The organism is uncultured Negativibacillus sp. (assembly GCF_944388365.1).
In the GTDB taxonomy this organism is placed as follows: Bacteria; Bacillota; Clostridia; order Oscillospirales; family Ruminococcaceae; genus Negativibacillus.
Genome location: NZ_CALXIN010000009.1, coordinates 1 through 26731, shown reverse-complemented (window position 1 = coordinate 26731; position 26731 = coordinate 1). Strand labels below are relative to the sequence as shown.

Annotated in this window: 32 protein-coding genes, 1 pseudogene, 1 riboswitch and 1 other annotated feature; of the genes and pseudogenes, 27 read left to right on the top strand and 6 right to left on the bottom strand. The window is 50.1% G+C overall.

The window, feature by feature from the left end:
- Positions 1-46 precede the first annotated feature (46 nt).
- From Q0L39_RS02725 to Q0L39_RS02685, 9 genes are all read left to right on the top strand, one after another.
- Positions 47-478 (top strand): MarR family transcriptional regulator, encoded by a 432-nt coding sequence (locus Q0L39_RS02725; protein WP_296626797.1) that lies wholly within the window; start codon positions 47-49, stop codon positions 476-478.
- The gene (locus tag Q0L39_RS02720) at positions 471-1799 is read left to right on the top strand and encodes an MATE family efflux transporter (protein ID WP_296626796.1); all 1329 of its coding nucleotides are present in this window, start codon (positions 471-473) and stop codon (positions 1797-1799) included. The genes Q0L39_RS02725 and Q0L39_RS02720 overlap by 8 nt, the downstream gene beginning before the upstream one ends.
- 152 nt (positions 1800-1951) lie before the next feature.
- Positions 1952-2686 (top strand): class I SAM-dependent methyltransferase, encoded by a 735-nt coding sequence (locus Q0L39_RS02715; protein ID WP_296626795.1) that lies wholly within the window; start codon positions 1952-1954, stop codon positions 2684-2686.
- A gap of 27 nt (positions 2687-2713) precedes the next feature.
- Positions 2714-3328 carry a sugar O-acetyltransferase gene (locus tag Q0L39_RS02710; RefSeq protein WP_296626794.1) on the top strand — a complete coding sequence of 205 codons (615 nt, stop codon included), beginning with the start codon at positions 2714-2716 and terminating at the stop codon, positions 3326-3328.
- Positions 3329-3333: 5 nt separating this feature from the next.
- The gene (locus Q0L39_RS02705) at positions 3334-3870 is read left to right on the top strand and encodes an ECF transporter S component (RefSeq protein ID WP_296626793.1); all 537 of its coding nucleotides are present in this window, start codon (positions 3334-3336) and stop codon (positions 3868-3870) included.
- A 261-nt stretch (positions 3871-4131) separates the two neighbouring features.
- A complete protein-coding gene (locus Q0L39_RS02700; protein ID WP_296626792.1) occupies positions 4132-4578 on the top strand; it encodes an Hsp20/alpha crystallin family protein in 447 nt (148 codons plus the stop codon).
- 216 nt (positions 4579-4794) lie between these two features.
- The gene (locus tag Q0L39_RS02695; RefSeq protein WP_296626791.1) at positions 4795-5367 is read left to right on the top strand and encodes a DUF3796 domain-containing protein; all 573 of its coding nucleotides are present in this window, start codon (positions 4795-4797) and stop codon (positions 5365-5367) included.
- 3 nt (positions 5368-5370) lie between these two features.
- Complete coding sequence (locus Q0L39_RS02690; protein WP_296626790.1) at positions 5371-5577, top strand: helix-turn-helix transcriptional regulator; 207 nt, start codon at positions 5371-5373, stop codon at positions 5575-5577.
- Between the two features lie 58 nt (positions 5578-5635).
- Positions 5636-5715: riboswitch (NiCo riboswitch) on the top strand.
- 122 nt (positions 5716-5837) lie between these two features.
- Positions 5838-6770 carry a cation diffusion facilitator family transporter gene (locus tag Q0L39_RS02685; protein WP_296626789.1) on the top strand — a complete coding sequence of 311 codons (933 nt, stop codon included), beginning with the start codon at positions 5838-5840 and terminating at the stop codon, positions 6768-6770.
- Between the two features lie 66 nt (positions 6771-6836).
- Here Q0L39_RS02685 and Q0L39_RS02680 read toward each other — a convergent pair whose 3' ends face one another.
- Positions 6837-8003, bottom strand: a complete 1167-nt coding sequence (locus Q0L39_RS02680; protein ID WP_296626788.1) for an aldo/keto reductase — start codon at positions 8001-8003, stop codon at positions 6837-6839.
- 294 nt (positions 8004-8297) lie between these two features.
- Between Q0L39_RS02680 and rpe the strand changes: the two genes are divergently transcribed.
- Complete coding sequence (gene rpe / locus Q0L39_RS02675; RefSeq protein WP_296626787.1) at positions 8298-8948, top strand: ribulose-phosphate 3-epimerase; 651 nt, start codon at positions 8298-8300, stop codon at positions 8946-8948.
- On the opposite strand, the gene Q0L39_RS02670 is transcribed toward rpe, so the two are convergent.
- A complete protein-coding gene (locus tag Q0L39_RS02670) occupies positions 8945-9502 on the bottom strand; it encodes an adaptor protein MecA (protein WP_296626786.1) in 558 nt (185 codons plus the stop codon). The two genes, rpe and Q0L39_RS02670, sit on opposite strands and share 4 nt — an antisense overlap.
- 61 nt (positions 9503-9563) lie before the next feature.
- Between Q0L39_RS02670 and Q0L39_RS02665 the strand changes: the two genes are divergently transcribed.
- The 5 genes from Q0L39_RS02665 to Q0L39_RS02645 are packed head-to-tail and all read left to right on the top strand — an operon-like array spanning position 9564 to position 14177.
- Positions 9564-10622 (top strand): 4Fe-4S binding protein, encoded by a 1059-nt coding sequence (locus tag Q0L39_RS02665; protein WP_296626785.1) that lies wholly within the window; start codon positions 9564-9566, stop codon positions 10620-10622.
- A 28-nt stretch (positions 10623-10650) separates the two neighbouring features.
- Positions 10651-11652: an RnfABCDGE type electron transport complex subunit D gene (locus Q0L39_RS02660; RefSeq protein WP_296626784.1), complete on the top strand. Its 1002-nt coding sequence runs from the start codon at positions 10651-10653 to the stop codon at positions 11650-11652.
- Complete coding sequence (locus Q0L39_RS02655; protein ID WP_296626783.1) at positions 11649-12335, top strand: Rnf-Nqr domain containing protein; 687 nt, start codon at positions 11649-11651, stop codon at positions 12333-12335. The genes Q0L39_RS02660 and Q0L39_RS02655 overlap by 4 nt, the downstream gene beginning before the upstream one ends.
- Positions 12332-12928 carry an Rnf-Nqr domain containing protein gene (locus Q0L39_RS02650; protein ID WP_296626782.1) on the top strand — a complete coding sequence of 199 codons (597 nt, stop codon included), beginning with the start codon at positions 12332-12334 and terminating at the stop codon, positions 12926-12928. The genes Q0L39_RS02655 and Q0L39_RS02650 overlap by 4 nt, the downstream gene beginning before the upstream one ends.
- A 28-nt stretch (positions 12929-12956) precedes the next feature.
- Positions 12957-14177 (top strand): putative glycoside hydrolase, encoded by a 1221-nt coding sequence (locus tag Q0L39_RS02645; RefSeq protein ID WP_296626781.1) that lies wholly within the window; start codon positions 12957-12959, stop codon positions 14175-14177.
- A gap of 311 nt (positions 14178-14488) precedes the next feature.
- Here Q0L39_RS02645 and rbr read toward each other — a convergent pair whose 3' ends face one another.
- Together rbr and Q0L39_RS02635 are read right to left on the bottom strand one after the other, a co-directional pair.
- Positions 14489-15025 (bottom strand): rubrerythrin, encoded by a 537-nt coding sequence (rbr, locus tag Q0L39_RS02640; protein ID WP_296626780.1) that lies wholly within the window; start codon positions 15023-15025, stop codon positions 14489-14491.
- A gap of 46 nt (positions 15026-15071) precedes the next feature.
- A complete protein-coding gene (locus Q0L39_RS02635; protein ID WP_296626779.1) occupies positions 15072-15467 on the bottom strand; it encodes a transcriptional repressor in 396 nt (131 codons plus the stop codon).
- 251 nt (positions 15468-15718) lie between these two features.
- Here Q0L39_RS02635 and Q0L39_RS02630 point away from each other — a divergent pair, with 251 nt between their 5' ends.
- From Q0L39_RS02630 to Q0L39_RS02585, 10 genes and pseudogenes are all read left to right on the top strand, one after another.
- Entirely contained in the window at positions 15719-17056 is a 1338-nt protein-coding gene (locus Q0L39_RS02630) for an MATE family efflux transporter (protein WP_296626778.1), read from the top strand.
- 132 nt (positions 17057-17188) lie between these two features.
- Positions 17189-17353, top strand: a sequence feature (ribosomal protein L10 leader region).
- Positions 17354-17446: 93 nt separating this feature from the next.
- Positions 17447-17995: a 50S ribosomal protein L10 gene (gene rplJ, locus Q0L39_RS02625; protein WP_296626777.1), complete on the top strand. Its 549-nt coding sequence runs from the start codon at positions 17447-17449 to the stop codon at positions 17993-17995.
- A 99-nt stretch (positions 17996-18094) separates the two neighbouring features.
- Positions 18095-18466, top strand: coding sequence for a 50S ribosomal protein L7/L12 (gene rplL, locus Q0L39_RS02620; protein ID WP_296626776.1), 372 nt, complete (start codon positions 18095-18097; stop codon positions 18464-18466).
- A 148-nt stretch (positions 18467-18614) separates the two neighbouring features.
- Positions 18615-20579: a YgiQ family radical SAM protein gene (locus tag Q0L39_RS02615; protein WP_296626775.1), complete on the top strand. Its 1965-nt coding sequence runs from the start codon at positions 18615-18617 to the stop codon at positions 20577-20579.
- Between the two features lie 24 nt (positions 20580-20603).
- The gene (locus Q0L39_RS02610; RefSeq protein ID WP_296626774.1) at positions 20604-21581 is read left to right on the top strand and encodes a ComEC/Rec2 family competence protein; all 978 of its coding nucleotides are present in this window, start codon (positions 20604-20606) and stop codon (positions 21579-21581) included.
- A 21-nt stretch (positions 21582-21602) separates the two neighbouring features.
- Positions 21603-21830, top strand: a complete 228-nt coding sequence (locus Q0L39_RS02605; RefSeq protein WP_296626773.1) for a DUF3006 domain-containing protein — start codon at positions 21603-21605, stop codon at positions 21828-21830.
- A 118-nt stretch (positions 21831-21948) separates the two neighbouring features.
- Positions 21949-22206 (top strand): annotated as a pseudogene (locus tag Q0L39_RS02600) (metalloregulator ArsR/SmtB family transcription factor); the annotation flags it as partial.
- A gap of 75 nt (positions 22207-22281) precedes the next feature.
- Positions 22282-23220 carry a CobW family GTP-binding protein gene (locus tag Q0L39_RS02595; protein ID WP_296626820.1) on the top strand — a complete coding sequence of 313 codons (939 nt, stop codon included), beginning with the start codon at positions 22282-22284 and terminating at the stop codon, positions 23218-23220.
- 16 nt (positions 23221-23236) lie between these two features.
- Entirely contained in the window at positions 23237-23470 is a 234-nt protein-coding gene (locus Q0L39_RS02590; protein WP_296626819.1) for a thioredoxin family protein, read from the top strand.
- Between the two features lie 84 nt (positions 23471-23554).
- The gene (locus Q0L39_RS02585; RefSeq protein ID WP_296626772.1) at positions 23555-24565 is read left to right on the top strand and encodes a permease; all 1011 of its coding nucleotides are present in this window, start codon (positions 23555-23557) and stop codon (positions 24563-24565) included.
- Positions 24566-24635: 70 nt separating this feature from the next.
- On the opposite strand, the gene Q0L39_RS02580 is transcribed toward Q0L39_RS02585, so the two are convergent.
- Together Q0L39_RS02580 and Q0L39_RS02575 are read right to left on the bottom strand one after the other, a co-directional pair.
- A complete protein-coding gene (locus Q0L39_RS02580) occupies positions 24636-24860 on the bottom strand; it encodes a DUF378 domain-containing protein (RefSeq protein ID WP_296626771.1) in 225 nt (74 codons plus the stop codon).
- Between the two features lie 101 nt (positions 24861-24961).
- Entirely contained in the window at positions 24962-25204 is a 243-nt protein-coding gene (locus tag Q0L39_RS02575; RefSeq protein ID WP_296626770.1) for an AbrB/MazE/SpoVT family DNA-binding domain-containing protein, read from the bottom strand.
- Positions 25205-25381: 177 nt separating this feature from the next.
- Between Q0L39_RS02575 and Q0L39_RS02570 the strand changes: the two genes are divergently transcribed.
- The gene (locus Q0L39_RS02570) at positions 25382-26008 is read left to right on the top strand and encodes a nucleoside recognition domain-containing protein (protein WP_296626769.1); all 627 of its coding nucleotides are present in this window, start codon (positions 25382-25384) and stop codon (positions 26006-26008) included.
- Positions 26005-26526 (top strand): nucleoside recognition domain-containing protein, encoded by a 522-nt coding sequence (locus Q0L39_RS02565; RefSeq protein WP_296626768.1) that lies wholly within the window; start codon positions 26005-26007, stop codon positions 26524-26526. Before Q0L39_RS02570 ends, Q0L39_RS02565 begins: the two co-directional genes overlap by 4 nt.
- The last annotated feature ends 205 nt before the right edge of the window (positions 26527-26731 follow it).

The window sequence follows — 26731 nt, the reverse complement described above, 5'->3', positions numbered from 1 at the left end:
TAAGTAAATTTAATTATTTTTGCTTAACTATTTTGGAGGTGCTCTCATGCGCGATACTGTACGAAGATTTTTTTATACACTTTCCCTGAACGAACTGAACATGATGAACCACAACCAGCTTTGCCCTGATGTCAGCTATAATACCCTGCTCTATCTGGATCTGATCTCCTTCATTCCAGACTGCACCGCCAGCAAGATTGCTCAGCAGCTGCACATCTCTAAGCCCGCCGTCACCTCGAAGATCAACGACCTGATTGCACAAGGGCTGGTAAAAAAGGTGCAAAGCCAGAAGGACAAACGGGTCTACTACCTGACCTTCAATGATGAAGTTGCCAAAGCCTATGAGGATTATAACCAAAATCTGTCGCGGGCAGTCGGCGCCGCACAACAAGAGTTTTCACCGGAGGAGATTGAAATCTTCTGCCGTGTATTAGACCGAATCGGAGAAAAATATATGGAGGGTATTCACAATGAATAATCAGCTTGCCAGGGAGTTTCACACCGCTTCCCTGCTCAAATTTACACTGCCGTCGATGATTATGATGCTGTTCATGTCGCTGTATCAGATGGTCGATGCGGTGTTCGTATCGAACTTTGTTTCAGAAACAGCGCTCTCTGCGCTGAATATCGTCTATCCGCTCATCAGCTTTGTCATTGCCGTGTCGATCATGCTTGCCACCGGCGGCAGCGCTGTGATCGCCAAAAAAATGGGCGAAGGTCAGCAGGAGCTGGCCCGCCGCTTGTTTTCAATGGTGGTGCTGATCGGCATTCTGTTCGGAATTGTCATGACGCTGGTCGACGCCCTGTTCACCCGTCCGCTCATCCACCTGATGGGCTCCACTCCTGCGTTGGACCCCTACTGCTATGAGTATCTTCACACGTTGATGCTGTTTTCCCCTTTTGCTGTTCTTCAGCTGCTCTTTCAAACCTTTTTCATCACTGCCGGCAGACCGCATCTGGGATTGACTGTCACCGTCCTTGCCGGTATCGCCAACATCTTTTTTGACTTTCTGTTTATCGTCGTCCTTCCTCTCGGCGTCAAAGGCGCCGCCTATGGAACCGCTATCGGCTACTGTATTCCCGCCATCTTTGGTTTGATCTTCTTTTTTGTTGATCGGCGCGGCAGCCTCTTTTTTGTAAAGCCTGTATTTGATGCTCCCACACTGGGACACATCTGCGCCAACGGTTCCTCTGAAATGGTCACCAATCTTTCCAACGCAGTGACCACCTTCTTCTTTAATCTGACCATGCTGCACTATCTGGGAGAAGCCGGCGTCGCTGCTATCACCATCGCTCTGTATGCGCAGTGGCTGCTGACCTCGGTCTACTTTGGCTTTTCCTCCGGTGTCGCTCCCATCTTTAGCTACAACCACGGCTGCCAGAATCATGTGCAGCTGCACCGCATCTTCACCATCAGCATCCGCTTTGTTGCGGTCAGCGCCATCGGTGTACTGCTGTTTGCACTGTTGTGCTGCGACGCGCTGATTTCCGTCTTTGTCTCTCTTTCCGGCGAGGTGTTTTCCATCACCTCCTCTGGATTTAAGCTGTTTGCCATCAGCTTTTTGTTTGTCGGCATCAATGTCTTTTCCTCGGGAATGTTTACTGCCCTCTCCAACGGCAAAGTTTCCGCCATCATTTCTTTTCTGCGTACCTTCGTCTTTCTTCTGCTGTCGATGCTGCTGCTGCCGTTGGTATTCGATGTCAACGGCATCTGGCTGGCAGTTCCTCTTGCGGAATTATTGACGATGGGTGTCTCCATCTTTTACTTTGTCCGTCTGCGCAAGGTGTATCATTATTAGTCTTTTTTTTAAAATTTCCTTTTTATTCAAAAAGTGTTATAATCTTTCTGATTTGACAATGAAAGGACTGATGTGGCATGCATGGCCACAAGCGCAAATAAGCCCATACGAAATACTCATCCACTTTTTCTTTTCGTATGGGAGGTTTTATTATGAAAGAAAACAAATATAACGAAGCCGTGTTTTTTGAAAAGTACAGCCAGATGAACCGCTCCAAACAGGGACTTTCCGGCGCAGGCGAGTGGAAAACGCTCGAGCCGCTTCTTCCCTGCTTTGAGGGAAAATCGGTTTTGGACTTGGGATGCGGCTACGGATGGCACTGTATTTACGCTGCAGAGCATGGCGCCCGCCATGTTCTTGGCATCGACCTGTCGGACAAAATGCTTGCTGTTGCAAAGGAAAAAACACAGTTTAACAATGTGGAATACCGCTGTGCTGCCATTGAAGATGTTCAATTCCCGCAGGACAGCTTTGATATTGTGCTTTCTTCCCTTGCACTCCATTATGTACCGTCATTTGAGCAGGTGGCAAAACAGGTTTATCAGATTCTAAAACCAGGCGGCACCTTCCTGTTTTCCTGTGAGCACCCGATCTTCACCGCACAGGGCTCTCAGGATTGGATTTATCGTCCCGATGGCAGCATCGACCATTTCCCTGTGGACAATTACTTTTATCAGGGCAAACGCACCGCTGTTTTTCTGGGCGAACAGGTGACCAAATATCACCGCACATTGACCAGCTATCTCATGGGGCTTCTCAATAACGGATTCCAAATCACCGCTGTGGTGGAACCTGAACCTCCAGAAGAGATGATGGATCTCCCTGGCATGAAGGATGAACTGCGTCGTCCCATGATGCTCATTGTCCGTGCTGTCAAACCATTCTGACAGGATACTTTCATGAGGTGTTTTTGAATGACTGAACGTGAAAAAATGGCCCGTGGCCTTTTATATGATGCAAACAACGATCAATCCCTCTGCCATGACCGGCTGGTCTGCAAGGATCTGTGCTTTGCCTACAACCAGCTCACTCCTTCCCAGACCAGCAAGCGGGAGGAGCTGCTGCGGAAAATTATCTCCAAAGCAGGAAGCAATCCATGGGTAGAGCAGCCTTTCTGGTGTGACTACGGCTATAACATCGAGGTGGGCGACAACTTCTATGTCAACCACAACTGTGTCATCCTCGACGGAGCGAAAGTCACCTTCGGCGACAATGTGTTCATCGCTCCCAACTGCGGATTTTATACCGCCGGTCACCCGATCGACTATGAACAGCGCAACCAGGGGCTCGAATATGCCTATCCGATTACTGTGGGCAGCAACGTTTGGATCGGCGGCAACTGTGTCATCCTGCCTGGCGTGACCATCGGTGACAACTGCGTCATCGGCGCCGGCAGCGTCGTCAATCGGGACATTCCTTCCGGCAGTATCGCCGTCGGCAATCCCTGCCGTGTACTGCGCAAAATCACCGAGGCCGACCGTCAAAAATACCGCACAAGCCCGATGACTGACACCGAAAGGAGCAACTGAATATAATGAAAACAAACACCAAAAAACTGGTCCTCTCCGGACTGTTCCTCGCCCTGGGACTGCTTCTGCCGTTTCTCACCGGACAGATTCCGCAGATTGGCAACATGCTCTGCCCGATGCATCTGCCGGTATTTTTGTGCGGCATGATCTGCGGCTTGCCCTATGGCGCGCTGATTGGACTGATTCTGCCGCCGCTGCGCTTTCTTCTGTTCTCGATGCCGCCCATCTTCCCAACCGGCCTTGCCATGGCGCTGGAGCTGTGCACTTACGGACTGGTCAGCGGACTTCTTTACCAGCGTTTACAGCATAACGTCAAAAATATCTACCTCAGTCTGATCGCCGCGATGGTTTCCGGCCGTATCATCTGGGGCATTGCACGCTTTATCTTTGCCGGTCTGTCCTCCATCGAGTTCGGTTTTGCCATGTTCCTCAGCGGAGCTCTGACCACTGCTATCCCTAGCATTATCCTGCAGCTGATCCTCATTCCGCTCATCATTTCCCGACTGCCTGCCTTCTCCAAGCCAAAACAGCGGGTATATTAGGCCTCTTTACCGTCAATCTCTGCATCATTTGTGAACTTTTTACACCAAATATGTCTTTTGTTATCTAATTGTAAATATTATCACTCTACACTTGACAGTGCTAATATTGCGAGTTATACTGTATTCAGAACAAAAGAAAAAGACCTCCAGAGGGAAAACGGAACAGAGCTTCCAACAGGAAGCTCAGACCGAAACCTCGCAGAGATCCAATCCCAATGTTCCAATGAACAACTATAATGGATTTAAATGGAGGAATGATTTATGTTACTGCCTAGCATTTTTGGTGAAAACCTGTTTGATGAAATGATGAACTTTGATTTTGACAAAGAGTTTGAGCGTATGACCAGACCGTTGTACGGCAAACACAACAAAAATATGATGAAGACCGATGTCCGTGAGACCGAAAACAGCTACGAGCTGGATATCGACCTGCCTGGATTCAAGAAAGATGAGATCAATGTCCAGCTGGACAATGGTTATCTGAACATTCAGGCTGCAAAAGGTCTTGATAAGGACGAGGAGAAGAAAGACGGCCAGTATATCCGCCGTGAACGTTATGCCGGCAGCATGAGCCGTACCTTCTACGTCGGCAACCAGCTGACTCAGAACGACATCCACGCAAAATTCGAGGATGGTATTCTGAAACTGAGCATTCCTAAGAAAGACGCTCCACAGATTGAACAGAACAAATACATCGCAATCGAATAAATTCCCTGATCTTTAAGATGCGTCAATGCGCAAAGGGCAGAAGCCAAAAGGCTTCTGCCCTTTGTTCTTATGTTCTATCAGAAACCGTGATATCCCTGCCGGAAGTTCAGAAAAATATTCTTCGCTTTTCTTCTTATATGAGTTGATTTTCCATCCTGAAAGTGATATATTTATCTTAAAAAGAGATATATTTATCACTTTCAAGGAGGCATTTTTATGAAGCGATTCTTGTCCCTCAAATTTCTCTGGACCCTTTATGCCGTACTGATTGCGATTTCCATTGTTCTTATGCTCATCAATCCAAATCTTCCCATGAAGGAAATTATCCTTGCTTTGACCATTTTGATTGTATTCAGGCAGGATTTTACCCAGCTTATTTCCGATCATCCAAGTGAACAGCCTTCCCACACTCCTCGCATCAATCCCAAACTGGGCTGGCTGGGCCTGCTTGGTCTGTTGGGATTTGCCGGTATTCCCTGCTACCTTCTTTCCGGTCAGAGCTTTCCCTTCCTGTTCTTCTCCTTCTTTGGATTTTTCGGTTTCTTCTTCGACGGAAAACTTTCTGACATTTTGCGCGACGAACGCTTCTGTCAAAATGAATTGCGCGCCAACGCAAATGCCTCCCGTTTTTGCATCCAGATGATTGCCTTTTGTGTGGTCATATCTGCACAGCTGCACTCCTCCGCGCTTCTGCCTCCATTCTTGATGTCCTCTCTGGGACTGTGTTTGGGACTGGTCAAATTTTTGCAGCCCTATCTGCTGTATCGCTACGATCAACTGGAGGACTAGGACATGCCGGAATTTCGTTGTGAACTGAAAAAATACAGGCAGCTGAAAAATCTGACCCAGGAGCAGCTCGGTCAGATGGTTGGCGTACGTCGGGAAACCATCATGCGGCTGGAAGCAGGAAAATACAATCCTTCCCTGAAGCTGGCGGTCGATATCTCCCGCGTGGTAGAAGCACCGATCGAGGACATCTTTATCTTTGATGAACCTTGACGTTCTATTTTGCATATGATATAATAATGAAACATACTCTTTGCACTGCATTTTATCTACAGTACAAACTGAACAGGCGACAGGCCGGGTCACTGATGTGACAGCAGATGAATCAACAGGGACATCTGCGGGACAGTAGTTTACTAGTTATTGTTCCGCAGGTGCCCCTTTTTTATTTCGGGGCACGCGGAACGGTAATTTCGGTAACCTTGCAGGTCACAGAGTTATCTTTCACTTTTTTACACTGGAGGTAACTTACTATGAAACACCAAAACCAAACCCTGACCCCTGAAAATGAAACCAAACTGGCGATGCGCGTATCGGTTATCAGCGTCATCGTCAACCTGGTGCTCTCCGTCTTTAAACTGCTGGCGGGCATCTTCGCCCACTCGGACGCGATGATTTCGGACGCCGTCCACTCCGCCTCGGATGTGTTCAGCACCTTCATCGTCATGATCGGTGTCACCATCTCCGGCAAACAGGCCGACGAGGAACACCCCTACGGTCATGAGCGCATGGAATGTGTCGCTGCTATTGTCCTGGCAGTGATTCTGTTTGCTACCGGACTTGGCATCGGCTGGAGCGGACTGCAAAAGATTATGCAGTCCCAGCAGCAGACGCTGGAAGCACCTGGTACACTCGCACTGATTGCAGCGATCGTTTCGATTGTCACCAAAGAATGGATGTACTGGTTTACCAAAATTGCCGCCGATAAAATCCACTCCGGCGCACTGATGGCCGATGCATGGCACCATCGTTCCGACGCACTGTCGTCCATCGGCGCATTGGTCGGTATCGCCGGCGCACAGCTGGGCTTCCCTGTCCTCGACCCGATTGCCAGCGTCGTCATCTGTCTGTTTATTCTCAAGGCTTCCGTTGATATTTTCCGCGACGCCGTCGATAAGATGGTCGACAAATCCTGCGACGAAAACACCGTCGACCAGATGCGCACCCTCATCAGCCAGCAGGATGGCGTCATGGGCATCAGCCGTCTGCAAACCCGTCTGTTCGGCTCCAAGATCTATGTCGATACAGAGATCGAAGCCGACGGCAATCTGACACTGGTGCAGGCTCACGATATTGCCGAGGATGTCCACCGCTCGATTGAACACAACTTCCCCGAGGTCAAGCACTGCATGGTTCATGTCAATCCCACACATGAAACGCAGACGCCTTCGCCCTCTGCTTTGTAAAAATACCCCCAATAAAAGAAAAAGGACGCTCTTTTCGAGCGTCCTTTTTCTTTTATTGGGGGTACATTATTTTGCCTGCTGTGCTTCTTCTGCTTCCAGCTCTGCCTTCTTGTCCAGATACAGCTGATGAATCATCGCCAGTTTGTCCGGAATCTGGATGCTCTGTGGGCAGTGGCTCATACACTGTCCGCAACGAACGCAGTGTTCTGCACCGTTTCCATGCTCTACTGTTTCCTTATAGTCGCCTACAAAGGATTTTACCTTGTCAAAGATGCGGTAACGGGAGTAGATTGCAAAGATTTCTGGAATGTCGACACCCATCGGGCAGTCCATGCAGTAACGGCAGCCGGTACATGGAACATCGTTGACCTTGCGGATCGCTTCGACTACCTTGCCTACTGCCTCCAGCTCTTTTTCGTTCATCGGCTCAAAGTTGGTCAGCAGGGAAACGTTGTCCTCCAGCTGTTCGATGGTATTCATACCGCTGAGCACAACGGCAACCTGCGGCAGCGAGGATACCCAACGGATTGCCCAGCTTGCGATCGAACGATTTGGCTCCATCTCCAAAAATGGTTTTGCACGCTCTTCGTCCAAGGTTGCCAGATATCCGCCGCGGACCGGCTCCATAACCATGCATGGCAGGTGGCGTTTTTCCAGCTCACGGTAGAGCTGCTCTGCGCCCTGGTTCTGCCAGTCGAGGTAGTTGAGCTGAATCTGTACAAAATCCCAATCATAGTCGTCCAGAATCTGAGTGAATACCGGATAGGTATCATGGAAGGAGAAGCCCAGGTGTTTGATCTTGCCCTGACGTTTCATCTCCTGCAAAAATTCCACGCAATGGAATTCTTTTACCTTTTTATAATGATTGCGGTTGAGGCTGTGTACCAGATAGAAGTCGATGTAATCGGTCTTGAGTGTCTTGAGCTGGCGCTCGAACAGATCTTTCATCGCCTGCTCATCCTCACAAACCCAGATGCTCATCTTGTCTGCCAGATAGTAGGTGCTGCGGTCATAGATCTCAAAAGCCTTGCCGAAGATTTTTTCAGATTCGCCCTTGTGATAAACCACAGCGGTGTCAAAGTAATTGATACCCATATCGTATGCCTTTCTCAGCAGGCTGACAGCGGCATCTACATCTACCTCTTCCCCATTCTTTGGAAAACGCATTCCACCAAAACCCAGGCGGGAAATTTCTTCGCCCAGCCGAGGGATAACTCTGCGATCGATCATCATTGATCCACTCCTTCTTCATACCAGGTCTGTATGTTTTTTCAGGCCTTTTTATTTTTATCCTACCACAAACCGACAACAATTTCCAACTTTTATTTGTCTATTTTTGTTTTTTTATTTGCATTTCTTGTCCGAAAGCTGCTGGAGAATATGAACATTTCAAAAATTCGGGGGATTTGCACGGCCACAAAAGCCGGAAAAGATTGACCTTTGATACCAGTTGGTTTAAAATAAAATGGAATTAGTTTGCCCAAACGGGCTATTTTCTGACTTTGATCAAGAAAGGTCGTGTCCTTTATGATAAAGATTTCTCCTTCCATTCTTTCGGCGGATTTTGCCAAGCTGGGCCAGCAGGCACAGCAGATGCAGCAGGCAGGTGCACCATGGCTGCATATCGACGTCATGGACGGACATTTTGTCCCCAACATCTCCTTTGGTGCGCCGGTCATGAAATGTATCCGCAAGGATTTTGACGGTGTGTTTGATGTTCATCTGATGATCAGCGAACCGCTGCGCTATATCGACGACTTTGTCAAAGCAGGCGCCGACATGATTACCTTCCATCTGGAATCGGACAGCGATGCTGCTGCCACCATCGACGCCATCCATCAAAAGGGCCTCAAGGCCGGCATTGCCATCAAGCCAAAGACCCCTGCCGAGGCTGTGAAACCGTATCTCGACCGCGTGGAGATGGTGCTGGTCATGACCGTGGAACCAGGCTTTGGCGGTCAGAAGTTTATGACCGACATGATGCCCAAGGTAACTGAAATCCGCCATTGGATCGAAGAGAGCGGACGCGACATCGACCTTCAGGTGGACGGTGGCGTCAACGGTGAAACCGCCAAGGTCTGCTTCCAGGCTGGTGCAAATGTTCTGGTAGCCGGCTCCTATCTGTTCTCCAAGCCGGATTATGCCGCTGCTATTCAGTCGCTGCTGCCAACAGACTAGGACTGTCTCGAAAAATATCGCTCTACCGTCTTTAATGCGCTGTCTGCAATCAGGCAGCTGGCGTGTTCCCGCAGCACTCCGGCTGCCTGTGCTCCATACAGTGCGCAATGTCCATATTCCAGCAGGAGCGCTTTGACTTTGTCACTTTGCTCCTGCCTTGGACAGACGATCAGATAGTACCTGTCCTCCCAAACATACAGACTGCTGTCCTCATTCCTGCACCTTCCTGACTTTGCCAGCTGGATGCAGCAGGACAGCATCTCCTCACATCCATCAAAACGACACACCTGGAGGCGTTCCGGCGCTTCCCTTTCCTTTTTTCGGGTGATGGTCAAGACGGTCTTTTCCAGACAGCGGTCGGTTTCCACCAGGAACTCTCCCGCCTCCAAGCGCAGTCCCGTCTCTTTTGCTGCTTTTTGCAAAAGCCCTGCCAGGATACGTCTGGTGATTGGATCATCACAATCCATGGTGTCAGGGTGCAGCTTCAGAGCACAAAGTTCTCCCTGACTGAGCACGATTTCTACCGTATCTTCTCCTGACCGTCGAAATTGCATGGATATATCGCCCCTTTTTCATAAAATCACCTTCCTTTAAATGAAAGGAGTTTTTGTTCAGATGTCCTTTTTTCACTGGCTGGCCACCGGCTCCTCGCGCGGCATCTATCTGGAGCAGAAAAAAGAACCTGCTCTGTCCAAACCGGCTCTGCCGTTTTACAGCGCAGCCACCTTGCAAAGCCAACCTTTCCAGCACGGCTTTGATATTACAAAGCCGCTTGACAAAAAACAACTGACCGAGATTGCCGCAATGGCACACATCATCGACGAACACGACGGCAAAGCTCTGGCCAAAAAGCTGGAACAGTGCCCCAAGAAAAAAATCTCGGTTGTCTGTGCGGATGCCATCGACGATGAGCCGTATGTATCCAGCCAGATCAACCCTTTGCTGCATCATCGTCTTGAAATTGTACAGGCACTCAACTGGCTGGCGGATGCTTTTGAAGCAGACAGCCGGTTTATTGCCGTATATAAAAATATGTCTGCATTGGATACAAAAATTCCTTCCCGCATAGAATCGGTGGAGGTGCGTCGGATGCAGGGCCGCTACCCGATGGAGATCCGCGCCTTTCACGACCTGGGAAGCGATACACTGATTGTCGGCACTGCAGCGCTGCTGCACCTGTACCGCGCTGTCACCGAAGGACGGGTGCAGACCACTGCCTTTGTCACCGTCAACGGCAACTGCATTACAAATCCCTGCAATCTGGAAGTGACCATCGGAACCCCTGTTTCTCAGCTGCTGGAGCGCTGCGGCCTTTCCCTCGATCCATCCTTTGTTGTGGAAGGCGGCGCAATGCACGGCATCCTCATTACCGACCCAGAAAAAACCGCCGTCCGTGCAGATACCCGCTCTGTGATGGCGTTTCATGTCGACCGAAAGGAACAGCTGTATAACTGCATCGGCTGCGGACGCTGCATCGAGGCCTGTCCTGTCGGGCTCAATCCTCAGAAACTGTATCAATGTGTCACCACGCACCACCTGCAAAAGGCGGTTTCTTTGGGACTAAACCACTGCATCGGCTGCTCTACCTGCAGCTACGTCTGCCCTTCCCGCATGGATTTGTCCTACGTCATTTCCTCGGAAAAGCAGAAACTCTCCGAAAAAACCGAACAATAGCCTTTTGTTCAGAAAGGAGCTTTTACCTTTGAACTCAACCATTCACCATGCACCTTATATTCGTCACACCGAGTCGAGCCGTACGATTATGAGCGATGCTGCCATCGCACTGGTGCCGCTTTATTTTATGTCCTACTTTTATTACGGCTCCCGCGTTCTGCTGGTCGGCGGCGTTTCCATCTTGACCTGCCTGATCTGTGACTGGATCTGTGGTTACCTGCTGCAAAGAAAGCTGAATCTGCGCGATTTGAGCGCTGCTGTCACCGGCATCATCATCTCGATGATGGTTCCTCCTGCTGTTCCGCTGTATGTAGTAGTGGCCGCGGATCTGTTTGCAATCCTTGTCTGCAAGGCACCGTTTGGCGGAACAGGAAAAAACCTGTTTAATCCGGCTGCCGGAGGACTCGCCTTTGCCACTATCTGCTGGAGCAATCAGATGTTCCTGTACACCCAACCGCTGCAGCGGCTTCCGATGCAACTGGACGAAACGGTCACCTATCTCCAGGGACCTACCGCTACTTTGAAGCTGGGCGGTATCCCTCGTTTGGGTCTGACCGAGCTGCTGCTGGGAAATTTCCCAGGCCCGCTCGGCTCCACATTTACGCTGATTATCCTGGCTTGTCTGATCTACCTCATCGCCCGTCGTGCGATCAAATGGTACCTGCCGGTAAGCTTCCTGATTCCGGTGGCAATGATCGCTGCATACAACCACCCATTTGGTGTCAGCCCATTGGAATCGGTGGCAAATGAGCTGTTTGCCGGTTCCCTGCTCTTTGTTGCAGTCTACATGCTGACCGATCCTGCAACCACTCCGAAATACAATATCTCCCGTATTCTGTACGGTATCTGTGCCGGAATACTGACGATGGTCTTCCGCTACATCAGTCCGCTGGAAATGAGCGCTGTCTTTGCCATTCTGCTGATGAATGCCCTTGCTCCGGCGTTTGACTGCTTCTGTGAATGGCTGTTGCCAAAAATGCAGCCTGTCAACAACGAAACTGCTCTGGATGAAGGAGGAAATCAACAATGAATCTGACCTTTGTCCGAAAATATAACCGCTTTCTGCGCAAAACTGACGGCATCTTCACCCATAACCCCTTGTTGGTGCTGGGCCTTGCTCTGCCGCTGGCAGTCATTCCTTCCTATGGTATGACCGCGATGGTTGCTGTTTCGGCTGCCATGCTGATCTGCTTTGTTCCCACTGTCTTTATCGCCTCGATCATCGGCAAGCGTGTTTCCTCGCCGTGGAGGGTCATCCTCTATCCGTTGATCTCCTGCCTGCTGCTGATCCTTTCCCGATCGGTGGTACAGCGCATCTCGGTGCTGATCTTCGACACCCTCGGCGTTTACTTCTCGCTGATCTGTGTCAATTCGCTGCTGATGTATTCGGTTGAGCAGGTACTTCCTAAAAAGCCGCTGGATGCACTTGCGTTTGCATTGCGCCAGTGGGTCGGTGCCTCTCTGGTTGCCTTTTTGTGCGCTGTTATCCGCGAATTGTTGGCAACCGGTTCTTTGTGGGGAATCACTGTCCTGAAGGATGTTCCTCGTCTGCCGGTCGCACAGATGGCACTGGGCGGATTTATCCTGCTGGGCTTCCTGGCAGCATTCTGTCGTCTGGTACACCGCATTGTGCTGACACTGACGCTGCGTGCCGGTGCTGCCCAAAACGAGAATGACCTTGCTGACAAAGAGAGGAGCGAGACACAGAAATGATCTATCTTACCGAATTTTTCTCCGCGTTTCTGACTGCAGTGATGATGGAAAATCTTCTGTTTACCCGCGCTATTGATATTCCAAACCTCTATAAAAAGCGCTCCTTTCAGCAGACTTTGATTGTCGGAGCATTGCTGACCGGCATCGTCACTGTCTCCTCCATCCCTGCTTACTTCCTCAACGGATTGTTCAAGAGTCATGCTGCATTTGTTCCATACATGACACTGAGCTTTCTGCTCCTCAATGGAGCCGTTTTCTTAGGATTTTACTTTGGAATCCGTCGCTTCTTACCAAAACTTTTTTCCTTAATGGAAAAATTTCTTCCCTTCTACGGTGTCAACTGCGTCACTTTGGGCACACTTTTAATTGCGGCAAGGCTGAGCAGCGGAACCAAGTTTCTCTCCTTTTTTGGTTATTGCTTCGGTTCGGGCGTTGGATTCACCATTGCCCTGCTGATTATGTGGTCTATTCGTCAGAAAATGTCCCTGTCGCATACACCAAAAACATTTCGCGGCCTTCCAATCACCTTGATCTATCTTGGAATCGTTTCCCTGGCCCTGTTCGGGCTGATCGGAAACCAGCTTCCGGCGTAATTTCAGCTTTGTTCAGGGAGGGGTTTTTATGGGAAAACCTTATAAAATCAAACGTCATAAACATATTTACCGTCGCTCCTTTGGAAGCATCGTGATGCGCATCTTCATCATCGTTGCTGCCATTGCTGTGCTGTTCTGCCTTGGATGGGGATTATACGGACCTGTCAGCGACTGGCTGGAACAGCGTAAAAACGGACCGGTGGAGGAAACAACCATCGGCAGCTCACAGCAAACCGATGAAGGAGAAGCGACGGAATCGGAGCCGGAAGAGGAACAGACACCTGTTGTCGAAGAGCCTGTTCAGGAGGCAACCGCTTCGATGACCGCTTATCTGCCGACTGCAACCGTGCTTGACAACCAGCTGCTCACGGCTGCCATCGCGGATGCAAAAGCCACCGGTTACGACAGCATCATGTTCGACCTCAAGACGGACGACGGCACTGTCATCTACCCGATCGCTTACAACGAGTCCACCGATGCTGCGGTGACCTCGACAACAACCATCGACCTGAATGCGGTGGTTACCCAAATCAAGGATGCCGGACTGACACCAGTCGCTTCTATCCACACCTTCCGCGACCATCTCTATCCATCGGCAAATAAGGCAGCCGCTACCCTTTATATGGATTCCGACTTCCTGTGGGTGGACGATGATCCAAACAACGGCGGCAAGGCTTGGCTCAATCCATTCTCTACCGAAGCACAAAGCTATATTCAAAAGATTGTGGACGATGCCTGCAATGCCGGCTTTGAGATGATTATTTTACAGGATGTTCAGTTCCCTGAGGGATACTCACTGGATATGATCGACTACGGCGACCACGCTTCGGACGACAAGAACCTATTCTTGCAGCAGTATGCTGCACAGATGGCGGACTACGCCGCTGCAAAAGGTGTGGAACTCAGCTGTATGCTGCCTGCCTCCAGTATGCTTGGTGGAAACACCGCCATGTACTTTGGTGATACTACCGCCATGGCTGGCGAAAGCGCCGCCATTGATCTTCGCATGAGCGTCTTTGGCAGCGGACTTCAGACTGATCAGGTTTCCATCCCTGATCCATCGGCTAACCCGTATAACACCATCAAAACTGCCAGTGCTGCGATCAAGCAGAAGCTGCCTGATTGTCAACTGATCGCTGTTCTGGACGGCACCGGACTGAGCGCAGAGGAAGTTTCCAACCGCGTTCTTGGTGCACAGGAAAGCGGTATCGATCGCTATATCATCGTTGATCCCTCGCTGGGACAATAAGTAGCAGCAAACGCAAAGCGGCTAAGGAAAATTCCTTAGCCGCTTTCCTTATATCAAAAGGCGCAGGCAGCTGTCCTGTGCCTGACATTCTCATCCTATGCACCAAACCCAACTTTTGCAAAGCTGCTGCCCTTCCCTGTCTGCCTGTCCGCTCCTCGTTGAAACAGGATTGCGCCTGCCTTCCTGCCATTTCCATCCAAACAGCGTCAGGAAAATTTTTTCTCCGCTCTGCTCCACACTTTCAAGCACACAAAAATCCCGTGCAGCTTATCCGCTGCACGGGATTTTGGGGAATTGTAGCTGTCTAATGATTAATAGTTCTGTGCTCTGAGCTCAAAGTATGCTTTTGGATGAGCGCATACTGGGCAAACCTCTGGAGCTTCCTCGCCAAAGTGGATGTGTCCGCAGTTGCGGCAGATCCAAGCCTGTTTGCCTTCACGGTTGAACACTTTGCCAGCCTCGATGTTTTCGCACAGCTGTTTGTAGCGCTCTTCGTGCTCTTTCTCGATCTTGCCTACTTCTTCGAACAGGAATGCAATGTGGTCAAAACCTTCTTCTCTTGCTTCCTTTGCGAAGGTAGCGTACATATCGGTCCACTCATAGTTCTCGCCAGCTGCTGCATCTTTGAGGTTGTCTACAGTGCTGCCGATGCCATCATTGAGAAGTTTGAACCAGATTTTTGCATGCTCTTTTTCATTGTTTGCAGTTTCGGTGAAGATTGCAGCGATCTGCTCAAAACCTTCTTTTTTTGCTTTGGAAGCATAGTAGGTGTATTTGTTTCTTGCCTGGGACTCACCAGCAAAAGCTGCCTGCAGATTTTTTTCAGTTTTTGTACCTTTCAAATTCATAACCAATTTCCGCCTTTCTTCTTAAAAATAATTTTTATATGGATTTTTAATGTTGACTGCACTGATCGCACAAACCCCAGATCCGAAGCTGGATCTTCTGAACATTTGCGCCGCTTTTTTCCAACGCCTGTTTGAGCTGCTGCACCTCCTGGTCGATACTGCAATCCAGATCAACCACTTTGCCGCATTCCGAACAAATCAGGTGTGGATGAGGAGTCGTGTCTGCATCAAAACGGTCTGCGCCTCCCGAAGTCTGGATGCGAACAATCATTCCCATCTCTTCGAGCAGATTCAGGTTTCGATAGACCGTTCCCAGGCTGATCTCCGGCAATTTCTGTCGGACAGCCTCATACACTTCCTCCGCATTTGGATGCTGATGAGAGGCGCATACAGCCTCATATACCAGCGTCCTCTGTTTGGAATTTCTTCTGACTGTTGCCATCTCTCACTTCCTTATCAGTAATAATTATTGTTACTGATCATAGTATATCAGCTCCCTTTTGTTTTGTCAAGCATTTTTCTGCCAGATTTTTTTCGCAATCTCTGTACTGATTTCACAACGTACTTTCCCCTGTTCCTCCTAATTTTATACAAAGGAAGGAAGTTTAAAATTTCGCGGCAAAGTGATTGACATGCCTCCTTTTTCGCTGTACCTTTATGCAGGTATTTTTGTGTAATACAGGAGGATTTTTTATGGACAAAAGGATGAATCTGCTGAGCCTGACCTGGCCGATTTTCATTGAAAACGTGCTGTTCATGCTGCTGGGATTTATCGACATTCTGGTGCTCAGCCGTTACAATGACATCGCCGCCAGTGCGGTCAGCGCTGCAAACCAGGTCGTTTCGATCTGCAACCTGGTGTTCAGCATCATCTCCGGTGCGACAGCTATTTTGATCTCTCAAAGCCTTGGCGCCGACAAGCAGGAAACTGCTTCGATGATCGCGGCACTTTCCATGCTGTTTAGCACCATCATCGGTCTGGTGATCTCGGGACTGATCGCACTGTTTCATCATCCGCTGCTGGCCTTTCTGGGTGCACAGGGACAGATTCTGGAAAATGGCTCAGAATATCTGCTGATTGTCGGCGGTTTTATCTTCACACAGGCCATCCTCAATTCGGTCACTGCCATTCTGCGCAGCCACGGTTATACCAAAACGTCGATGTACGTCACCGCCATCATGAACATTCTCAATGCCGTGCTGGATACCGTCTTTGTGCTGGGACTGTTTGGTTTTCCTTCGCTGGGTGTCCGCGGCGTCGCCATCGCGACCACACTTGCCCGCATTGCCGGCATCTGTATTCTGTGCTGGATTCTGTTTCACAGCGTGGAAGACCTCTCCATCTTCCGGCTGCTCAAACCCTTTCCACACGAGGAAAGCCGCAAGCTGTTGCTGGTGGGCATTCCATCCGCCTTTGAAACAATCAACTATAATATTGCGCAGCTGGTGGTCACCTCGATCATCTTCCATTTTCTCACCGACAACGACTTTATTGCCAAAACCTACTTTTCCAACATTGTTATCTTCTTTTATGTATTCTCCAACTCGATTGCGCAGGCCGCACAGATTCTGGTCGGCTACCACATCGGCAATCGGGACACCGATTCCGCTAATCGGGTCTGCATGCACTCGCTGAAGGTGTCGCTGGTCATCGCCATGAGCATCAGCATCGCTGCACTGTTTGTCCGCGAACCACTGATGCGGATTTTTACCCAGGACCCTGTCATCGTCAGCCTCGGTGCCTCGCTGTTCTTCATCGACCTGTTCGTGGAGCTGGGACGCACCTTCAATATTGTTGTCATCAACGGACTGCGCGGTGCAGGTGACACCATCTTTCCTTCGGTGGTCGCTATCTTCTCCATGTGGATTGTCTCCACACTTGGCGCTTACTTGCTGGCGGTTCCGCTGGGACTGGGACTGCCAGGCATTTGGATTGCCTTTGCTGCGGACGAATGTCTGCGCGGCGTGTTGATGCAGCTGCGCTGGAACAGCGGAAAATGGAAAACCAAGGGACTTTATTCCAAAGCCTGATTGGATCACCGCTTTTTTGCTGCCAAAAAGCCTGTGGATTCTGCATTCGGTTATGCAGAATCCATAAAGTTTTGATGATGGCCAAAAAAAGCAGTTTTTTGGCTTGACAATCCCATTTTCCTTGGCTATAATAAAAAAGCTGTCATGATTCCATAGACAGCAGGTGCAAATGCAACAAGCATTGCTTAAAGTTAGCCTGCCGAGGAAACGATGATAAAGCATATTTTTATGACTTTTCATCTGCTCTTTTCGCCTCGGTGGTCTCCATCGAGAGAAAAGGGCTTTTTTAAGTTTTCGGGTTTTCTGGGAATTTTCCCAGGGCGGCTTTGCATCGAATCCGCGCCACAGACATTGTGTCTGCGGCAAACAACTTTCAGGAGGTGAACTGATTTGCCAAACGAAAAGGTTTTACTCGAAAAGCAGCAGTACGTTGCTGAGCTGAAAGACAAGCTCTCCACCGCTGTTGCAGGTGTCCTGGTTGACTACAAGGGCATCAACGTTGCTGACGATACCAAACTTCGTAAAGAGCTGCGTGAGGCTGGCGTAGAGTACCGTGTTGTTAAAAACACCATGCTCCGTCTGGCTCTGAAAGATACCGCATATGAGGAGATTTCCAACGTTCTGGAAAACACCACTGCGATCGCAATCTCTCACGAGGACCCAATCGTCGCTGCAAAGATCATCTGCAAATACATCGAAGATAACAAAAACACTTCTTACGCTGTAAAAGCTGGTTTTGCAGATGGCAAGCCAATGGACAAAGCAGAAATCGAGACTCTCGCTAAACTGCCGAACAAAGAAGGTCTTGTATCTATGTTGCTCAGCGTTCTTACTGGCAACCTCAGAGGCCTTGCTGTTGCTATTAAAGCAATCGGTGAGAAGAAAGAGGAAGAGGCTGGTGCTCCAGCTGCCGCTGAAGAGGCTCCTGCTGCTGAATAATCCATTTGATACGGACAATCTGTCCGTTGCCTGTGAGGCCTGACAAACGTTGAGGTCTCATCACTACCAATTTATTTTCAAAATTATGGAGGTACTATTATGGCTTCTGAGAAAGTTTTAGCATTTGTTGAAAATGTTAAAGAACTGACTGTTCTTGAGCTTGCTGAGCTCGTAAAAGCACTGGAAGAAGAATTTGGCGTATCTGCTGCAGCTCCTGTTGCTGTTGCAGCTGCTCCAGCAGCTGCTGCTGCTGAGGAGAAAACTGAGTTTGACGTTATCCTCAAAAACGCTGGCGCTAGCAAAATGGGCGTTATCAAAGTTGTTAAAGAAATCACTGGTCTCGGCCTGAAAGAAGCAAAAGCTCTGGTTGACGAGTGTCCAAAACCAATCAAAGAGGGCGCTTCCAAAGCTGAAGCTGAAGAAATCAAAGCAAAACTGGAAGAAGCTGGCGCAGAAATCGAACTCAAGTAAGTTCTTTTTCGCTGCTGTTTGCAGTTTACCGGATGCAGAGCAATCTGCATCCGGTTTTTTTATGCGCTGCAAACTTTACCTGAACGCCGCTGCTGTGCTATAATCAAACGGAAAGTATAAATGCTGTCTGTTCTCAAAGGAGTATACCATGAACACCCAATTTCTTCCGATCACCAAAGCTGAAGCCCTCCAGCGCGGATGGGACCAGCTGGACTTTGTCTATATCATCGGCGACGCCTATGTCGATCACCCCAGCTTCGGTGCCGCCATCATCTCCCGCGTCATCGAATCGCTGGGCTATTCCATCGGCATCATCTCTCAGCCGGTGTCCGACCGCGACTATCAGGAATTTGGTCAGCCTAAATATGCCTTCCTGGTCACCGGCGGCAACATCGACTCGATGGTCGCCCATTACACCGCTGCCAAACGCAAGCGCAGCGACGACGCCTATACCCCTGGCGGCAAGGCCGGCAGACGTCCTGACCGCGCCACCATCGTCTATTCCCGCAAACTGCGTGAGCTGTACCCTGATTCCACCATCGTCATCGGCGGTCTGGAGGCTTCGCTGCGCCGCTTTGCCCATTACGACTACTGGGATGACGCCGCGCGTCCGTCCATTTTGGTGGATGCACAGGCAGATATGCTGCTGTATGGCATGGGTGAAAAGGTCATCCAGCAGCTGACCGAACAGCTTTCCAGCGGCAAGGATATTCATTCCATCCGCGACATCCGTGGCACCTGCTATCTTTGCACCCAGGAGGAAATCCCGCAGGAGAGCGTTTCCTGCGCTTCCTTCCGCAAGGTGAGCGAAAACAAGGAGAGCTATGCCAAGGCACATCAGATTCAGAACGAGTGGCAGGACGCTGTCTATGGCAAAATCATCGTCCAGAAACAGACCGACACCGAATATCTGGTGCAGAATCCACCGATGCCAACCCTCACCCGTGAGGAATTGGACGAGGTGTTCAAGCTTCCTTTCACCCGCACCTATCACCCATCCTATGAAAAGCTGGGCGGTGTCGATGCGATCGAGGAGGTCGAATTCTCTATCATGCAGAACCGCGGCTGCTTTGGCAACTGCAACTTCTGCTCCATCACCTTCCATCAGGGACGGCAGATCGTTTCCCGCAGCGAAGAATCCATTATCGCAGAAGCTGAGGAAATGACCCGCAATCCACGCTTTAAAGGATACATCCACGATGTCGGTGGTCCGACCGCCAACTTCCGCTACCCTTCCTGCAAAAAGCAGCTGAAATATGGCCTGTGTCAGAATCGCAAATGTCTGGCACCCAAACCCTGTCCACAGATGGACATCGACCACATGGAATATGTCGAGCTGCTGCGCAAACTGCGCCGCATCAAGGGAGTCAAAAAGGTATTCATCCGTTCGGGTATCCGCTACGACTACCTGATTGCCGACCCGAACCCGACCTTTATGCAGGAGCTGGTGAAGTATCACATCAGCGGCCAGCTCAAGGTGGCGCCGGAGCACTGTGTCAACCACGTTCTGGACAAGATGGGCAAGCCGCACATTCAGGACTTCGACCGCTTCTGCAAAAAATTCTATGAGGAGACCAAAAAGGCGGGCAAGGAACAGTATCTGGTTCCTTATCTGATGTCCTCCCATCCTGGCTGTACCATCGCCGATGCGGTCGAGCTGGCGCTCTACCTCAAAAAGCATCACATGCGTCCGGAACAGGTGCAGGACTTCTATCCTACCCCTGGCACCAACTCCACCTGTATGTTCTATACCGGTCTGGACCCACAGACGATGGAACCGGTGTATGTTCCCAAGAGCGCAGAGGAAAAATATTACCAGCGCACCCTGCTGCAATATTATAAGCCGGAAAATCGCCGCGGCGTCATCGAGGCGCTCATCCGCGCACACCGTGAGGATCTGATTGGCAACGGGCCAAACTGCCTGGTCACACCGGATGCCGAATATATCCGCACCCATGGACGCAAGCCGGCAGCACGCACATCGGAGCGCCCATCCAAAAACACCCGCTCTGCTTCCCGCGGCAAACCTTCCCGCAGAACACCGGTCGTCGAGCGCGGCGGCGTTCTGACCAACGATACCCGTTCTTCCCGTCCTCGCGGAAAGAAACGTTAATCTGACACGGAGGAACTTTTTCTTATGGCAAATCGCAAACGCAAAAAACAAACCCTTCCCAAATGGGTCATCTCCGCCTTTGTCGTCATCGCCGTCATTTTAAGTGTCATCACCTTTGCAGGAGATCTGGTCGGCATTGATACTTCCTTCCTCACCACCTGCATGAACGCCATTGACACGGTGCTTTACGGCGGACCTACCTCACCGGCGCCCACTCTGCCTGCCTCGGGCGAGGCAAAGGTGTACATCATCGACGTCGGGCAGGGCGAGAGCATCCTCATCACCACCGAGGAAAAATCCATGCTGATCGACGCCGGTGAAAACAACATGGGCGACGAGGTCCTCGACTTCATCGACGGTCTGGGACTGGACCACATCGACTACGCACTGGGCACTCATCCGCACTCCGACCACATCGGCGGATTGGATACCGTGATGGAGGGCATCTCGGTCGGCGAGGTTTTCTTCGGCTATATTCCCGACAGCCTCGTTCCTACCACCAAAACCTTTGAGGATGTGCTGGATGTCATCGAAGAACAGGACATCCCTCTCTCCACCGTCACCCCAGGTCAGACCATCGACCTTGGCTGCGGTGCTGTGGTTACCATCCTCGGTCCTGTCACCGAGGATATCGACGACCTGAACAACACCTCTGTCGTCTGCCGTCTGGATTTCGGCGACACTTCCTTCCTGTTTAACGGCGATCAGGAAACCCCGATGGAGGAATTGCTGCTGGAAAGCGGCGCCAACCTCGACTGTGACATGATGACCATGGGACACCACGGCAGCTCCACCTCCTCTTCGAAGGCTTACATGGAGGCTGTCTCCCCTGAATATGCCTCCATCTCCTGCGGCAAAGGCAACAGCTATGGTCATCCGCACGAGGAAACGGTCGAAAAGCTGGAGGAAATGGGAGTCGAATATTATCGTACCGATGTGGACGGAAGCATCACCTTCACCAGCGATGGAGAAGAGATTTCTGTCCGCACCGAAAAGCCGTAATCGAAACGGAGGAATGGATTGATGAAAGAGCTGATTATCGACCGCTTTGAAGAGGGATATGTCGTCTGCCAGACACCGGAAGGCAAGCTGGATGCCCTGCGGCGCGAGCAGGTTCCAGCGAATGCTGTGGAGGGCAGCTGGCTGGTCATTCAGGACGATGGCACCGTCATCATCGACGAAGAAAAAACACTTCGCCGCCGCGCCGCCAATATGTATCGACTCAAAAATATGCTCCGGCGCCGAGACTAAGCGCAAAGCAGGACTATTTTAAAAAATAGTCCTGCTTTTTTTATTTTATATATTGACATTTATCTATCTGATGACTATACTATACATTGAAAAACATCTATATGAATGAGGTGATGGTTTGTCTTTGGATTATTCGCAAAAGGTCACCCTTTTCAAAGCCTTCTGTGACGAAAACCGCTGGAAAATCCTCGAGATCTTACAGGGCGGCGAAAAGTGTGCCTGTGTGCTGCTCAACAAACTGGAAATCAGCCAGCCAACGCTGTCCCATCACATGAAGATTCTGTGTGATTCCGGCATCGTGACCGGCCGCAAGGAAGGCAAATGGACCCACTATTCCATCTGTAAAGAAGGGCTGGAAACTGCACACCAGCTGCTAAATACATTGAGCGTGGAAGGAAGCTGCCACTCCGACTGTTCCTGTTCCGCAAACATCAAACGAGGTGAAGATACTATGGAAAACAAAACCCAACTGTATGTTCTGACCGGATTTTTAGGCTCCGGCAAAACCACCATTCTGTTAAAGCTGATTGAAAGCCTCAAGGGCAAACGGGTAGGAATCATCCAGAACGAATTTGGCAAGCTCAGCGTCGATGGCACCATCCTGCACGACAGCGATGATATTCAGATGGTCGAGATCACCCGCGGCTCCATCTTCTGCTCCTGCCTGAAACTTTCCTTTGTACAGGCGCTGGCTGACATGGCTGCACAAAAATTTGATTATCTGTTTGTCGAAAGCTCCGGTCTGGGCGACCCGTCCAACGTCGAGGAAATTCTCAATGCTGCCTCTGCTCTGTGCGGCGACCAGTACGACTTCAAAGGTGCCATCTGTCTGGTGGATGCTGTCAACTTCTTCGATCAGCTGGGCGATCTGGAAACCGTTTACCGTCAGCTCAAACACTGTCATCTGGCTGTGCTGACCAAGGTTGATCTGGTGGATGGACAGCGCATCATTGAGCTGAAAGAAAAAATCCGTGAAATCAATCCTGTCTGCCGCATTGATACCAGCTCCAACGGCAATCTGGACCTCTCCTTCTTAAACGAAGATCTGATGCAGTACCGCTGGGCAGAGAACGAGGACACCACCAACTCCGAAGAAACCAAGCCAAAGACACTTTCCCTCAACTTTGAAGGTGAAGTGGAACTGAGCAAGCTGGAAGCCTTTCTGCAGGAAATCGAAGCAGACCTCTACCGCGCCAAAGGATTTTTCCATCTCACCGGCAGCGGCTGGAACCAGATCGACCTGGTGGGCAGCCGCATTGACGTCAAACCCAGCGAGCCGCAGGAAAAATCGCAGATGGTCTTTATCTCCAAGATTGGTCCGGCAGTCATCCGCAAGATTGCAGCGGCTTGGGAAGAAAAGGTCGGTCTGCCAATGCAGCTGAAAAACTAAGGAGGAAACTGCGATGATGAATCTGAAAGTGATCGGTACCGGCTGCGATAAATGTGACCAGCTGTATGCCAATACCAAAGAAGCTGTTGCAAAACTGGGCATCGAAGCCGAAATCGAAAAGATTGAGGATCTGATGGAGATTGTCAAGCTCGGTGTTATGACCTCTCCTTCGCTGATGAAGGACGGCAAACTGATCGTCAGCGGTCAGGTCGTTTCCACCGATAAAATTGTTAAGCTTCTGCAAAAATAAGAAGAAAATCGGTCGCTGCGGCGACCGATTCCTTTGAACAATATATTGAAAAATATCAATCTGTAATCAAGTGAGGTGTCTGTTATGGACATGATTCAAACTGCATGGTTTTTCTTTCAGGACCAGATTTTAGGCATGAAGTGGCTCAATGCGCTGATTGGCAGCCTGTTGTCATCGGTAGGTCTGGATATCAGTTCCCGTATCGGCGGAGCTGTCCAGTTTTTTCTCTATGATACTATTAAAATCTTTGTTCTGCTGTCGGTACTGATCTTCGTGATCTCCTATATCCAGAGCTTTTTCCCGCCGGAACGCACCAAAAAAATCCTTGGACGTTTCCATGGCATCGGCGCAAATACGCTGGCAGCGCTGCTGGGTACTGTCACTCCCTTTTGTTCCTGTTCCTCCATTCCACTGTTCATCGGCTTTACCAGTGCGGGACTGCCGCTGGGAGTTACCTTTTCCTTCCTGATTTCCTCTCCGCTGGTCGATCTGGGATCACTGGTGCTGCTGACCAGCATCTTTGGCGGAAAGATTGCGATTGCCTACGTCATCGTCGGATTGGTGCTGGCAGTACTGGGCGGCTCGCTCATCGAACGGCTTCATCTGGAAAATGAGGTGGAAGAATTTATCCGCAACGCCGGACGGGTGGACATCAACTCCCCTGAACTGAGCATCGCCGACCGTCTGAATTATGCCAAGAATCAGGTGCTTGCTACCATCAAAAAGGTGGCTCCTTACATCTTTATCGGTGTTGGTGTCGGCGCTGTCATCCACAACTTTATCCCACAGTCCTTCGTGGAAGCGGTACTGGGCGGCGACAAGTGGTATTCGGTACCACTGGCAACGCTGGTCGGTGTGCCGATGTATGCGGACATCTTCGGAACCATCCCTGTTGCGGAAAGCTTGTTTGCAAAGGGCGCCGGTCTTGGAACCATCCTTTCCTTCATGATGGCAGTCACTGCGCTTTCTCTGCCTTCGATGATTATGCTGAGAAAAGCCGTCAAGCCAAAACTGCTGGCGGTGTTCTTCTCGATTGTCACCGTCGGCATCATGCTGATTGGATTCTTGTTCAATAACTTTGCATTTCTGTTTTAGAAATACCCCCAAAAAGCCATGCCGGCGGTGAGAAATCTTACCGCCGGCATGGCTTTTTATTTTTGTCCTCTTATATTCGTCTTTCTTTGGCTGTTTCGTGGTGTACCTCGGTGTCGCGGAAGAAAAAGGAAATCGCCCAGACACCAGCCAGCGCAACCAGCGTGTAGACAATACGGCTGATAATTGCAGCCTGTCCGCCAAACAGTGCAGCGACCAGGTCATACTGGAAGATACCGATGCTGCCCCAGTTGAGCGCGCCAATAACCACTAATGCAAGTACAAGTTTATCAATCATCACAACATCTCCTTATCATTTTTAAGGACATGACTATTGTGAGCAACCGTTCCCCGTTCTATACAATCAAGTTCCCTCATACCATAAAAAGGTAAATTTTTTTATTTACTCAGCAGTTCCTGCAGACATTTCTTGCAAACACATCGACCTTTAAAATCGGTTAAATCCTCCTTACCCAAACAAAACACACAGCTTGGTTCATACTTTTTCAAAATGATTTTGTCGTCCTCGGTCATAATCTCTAGCGAATCCTTGATCTGAATGTCCATCACTCTTCTCAGTTCCACTGGAAGCACGATTCTTCCCAGCTCATCTACTTTTCTGACAATTCCTGTCGATTTCATCGAAAAACACTCCCTTTCCTTTTACAGGTTTCGCCTTTTCTTGATAAATATACCCGATTTATATTTCCGTGTCAATTCAGTTAATTCCCAATAATTGGAAAAAATTGGTAAAAAAAGTAAATTTTTAATGACCACCTGTCGAGCAATGTCAGAAATTAGCAAAAGGAGGCAGCTTTCTTGATCGGTTATCTGATTTTATTGATTCTTCTGTTTTCTCTGGTCACCGCACTGTGTAATGGACAAATCGACAATGTCTGCACCCAGCTGCTGGCTTCGCCGCAAAAGGCGGTGGAGTTAAATATTACCATCGGATGCAGCATCTGCCTGTGGAGCGGCGTCATGCAGGTCGCTCAGGACAGCGGGCTGCTGAAAGGCTTGTCCAAACTGTTTTCGCCGCTGCTGAGGCTGCTGTTTCCCAGCATCAAAAAGGAGTCCAAGGCAGCGCAGGCAGTCTGCCTGAATCTGGCTGCCAATCTGCTGGGATTGGGCGCCGCTGCCGCTCCTGCCGGTATCTGTGCTGTGCAGGAATTTCAGAAAATGAGCCGTTCTCCCAGCATTGCCACCGACAACAGCATCCTGTTAATTTTGCTCAATACCGCTTCTTTGCAGCTGATTCCCACCACAGCCGCGATGTTGCGATTGCAGGCTGGGTCGGCGGCTCCGATGGAAATTCTGCCTGCCGTCTGGATGGCATCGGTGCTTTCGGTCTGCACCGGTGTCCTTGCCGCCAAAACGATGCGCCATCTTTGCTCACCGCTGCAACGATCTTTCGGTCATCCCGCAAAAAGGAGGGCGATGTCATGAGCTTTCTTTCTTCCTTAAGTGTGCCGCTGGTCATCTGCGGTGTCTTTCTCTGGGCAGGAGTTCAGCGGGTCGATCTTCTCTCCTCCTTTTCCAAAGGCGTCAAGGATGGACTGAAGATTGTTCTGGAGATGCTGCCGGCGCTGATGCTGCTGACACTTGCCATCACCTGTTTCCGTTCGTCCGGTGCACTGGAACTGCTGTGCAAGGCACTGTCCAAACCTGCCGCTCTGCTGGGCTTCCCTGCTCCGATTCTGCCGCTGACCCTACTGCGTCCGCTTTCGGGCAGTGGAGCGCTGGTGGTGTTTGAGGATATTCTGTCCCAATATGGTCCCGATAGCCTGATCGGGCGGATTGCCAGTGTAATGATGGGCTCGACCGAAACGACCTTCTATACCATTGCGCTGTATTGTTCCGCGGCAGGCATCAAAAAAAGCCGGTACGCTGCACCGGCTTCTTTGTGTGCGGATTTGATGGGTTTTTGTGCCAGTGTGCTGGCGGTAAACTTGCTGCTCGAATAAGAAAAATAAAGTTTTTGCTCGAGCTTTTTTCAAACCGACTTGAAGCTGGACACTGTTCGCCTTCGGCGCTAAGCTAACTACCCGAATCAGAAAAAATAAAGTTTTTGCTCGAGCTTTTTTCAAACCAGCTTGAAGCTGGACACTGTTCGCCTTCGGCGCTAAGCTAACTACCCGAATCAGAAAAAATAAAGTTTTTGCTCGAGCT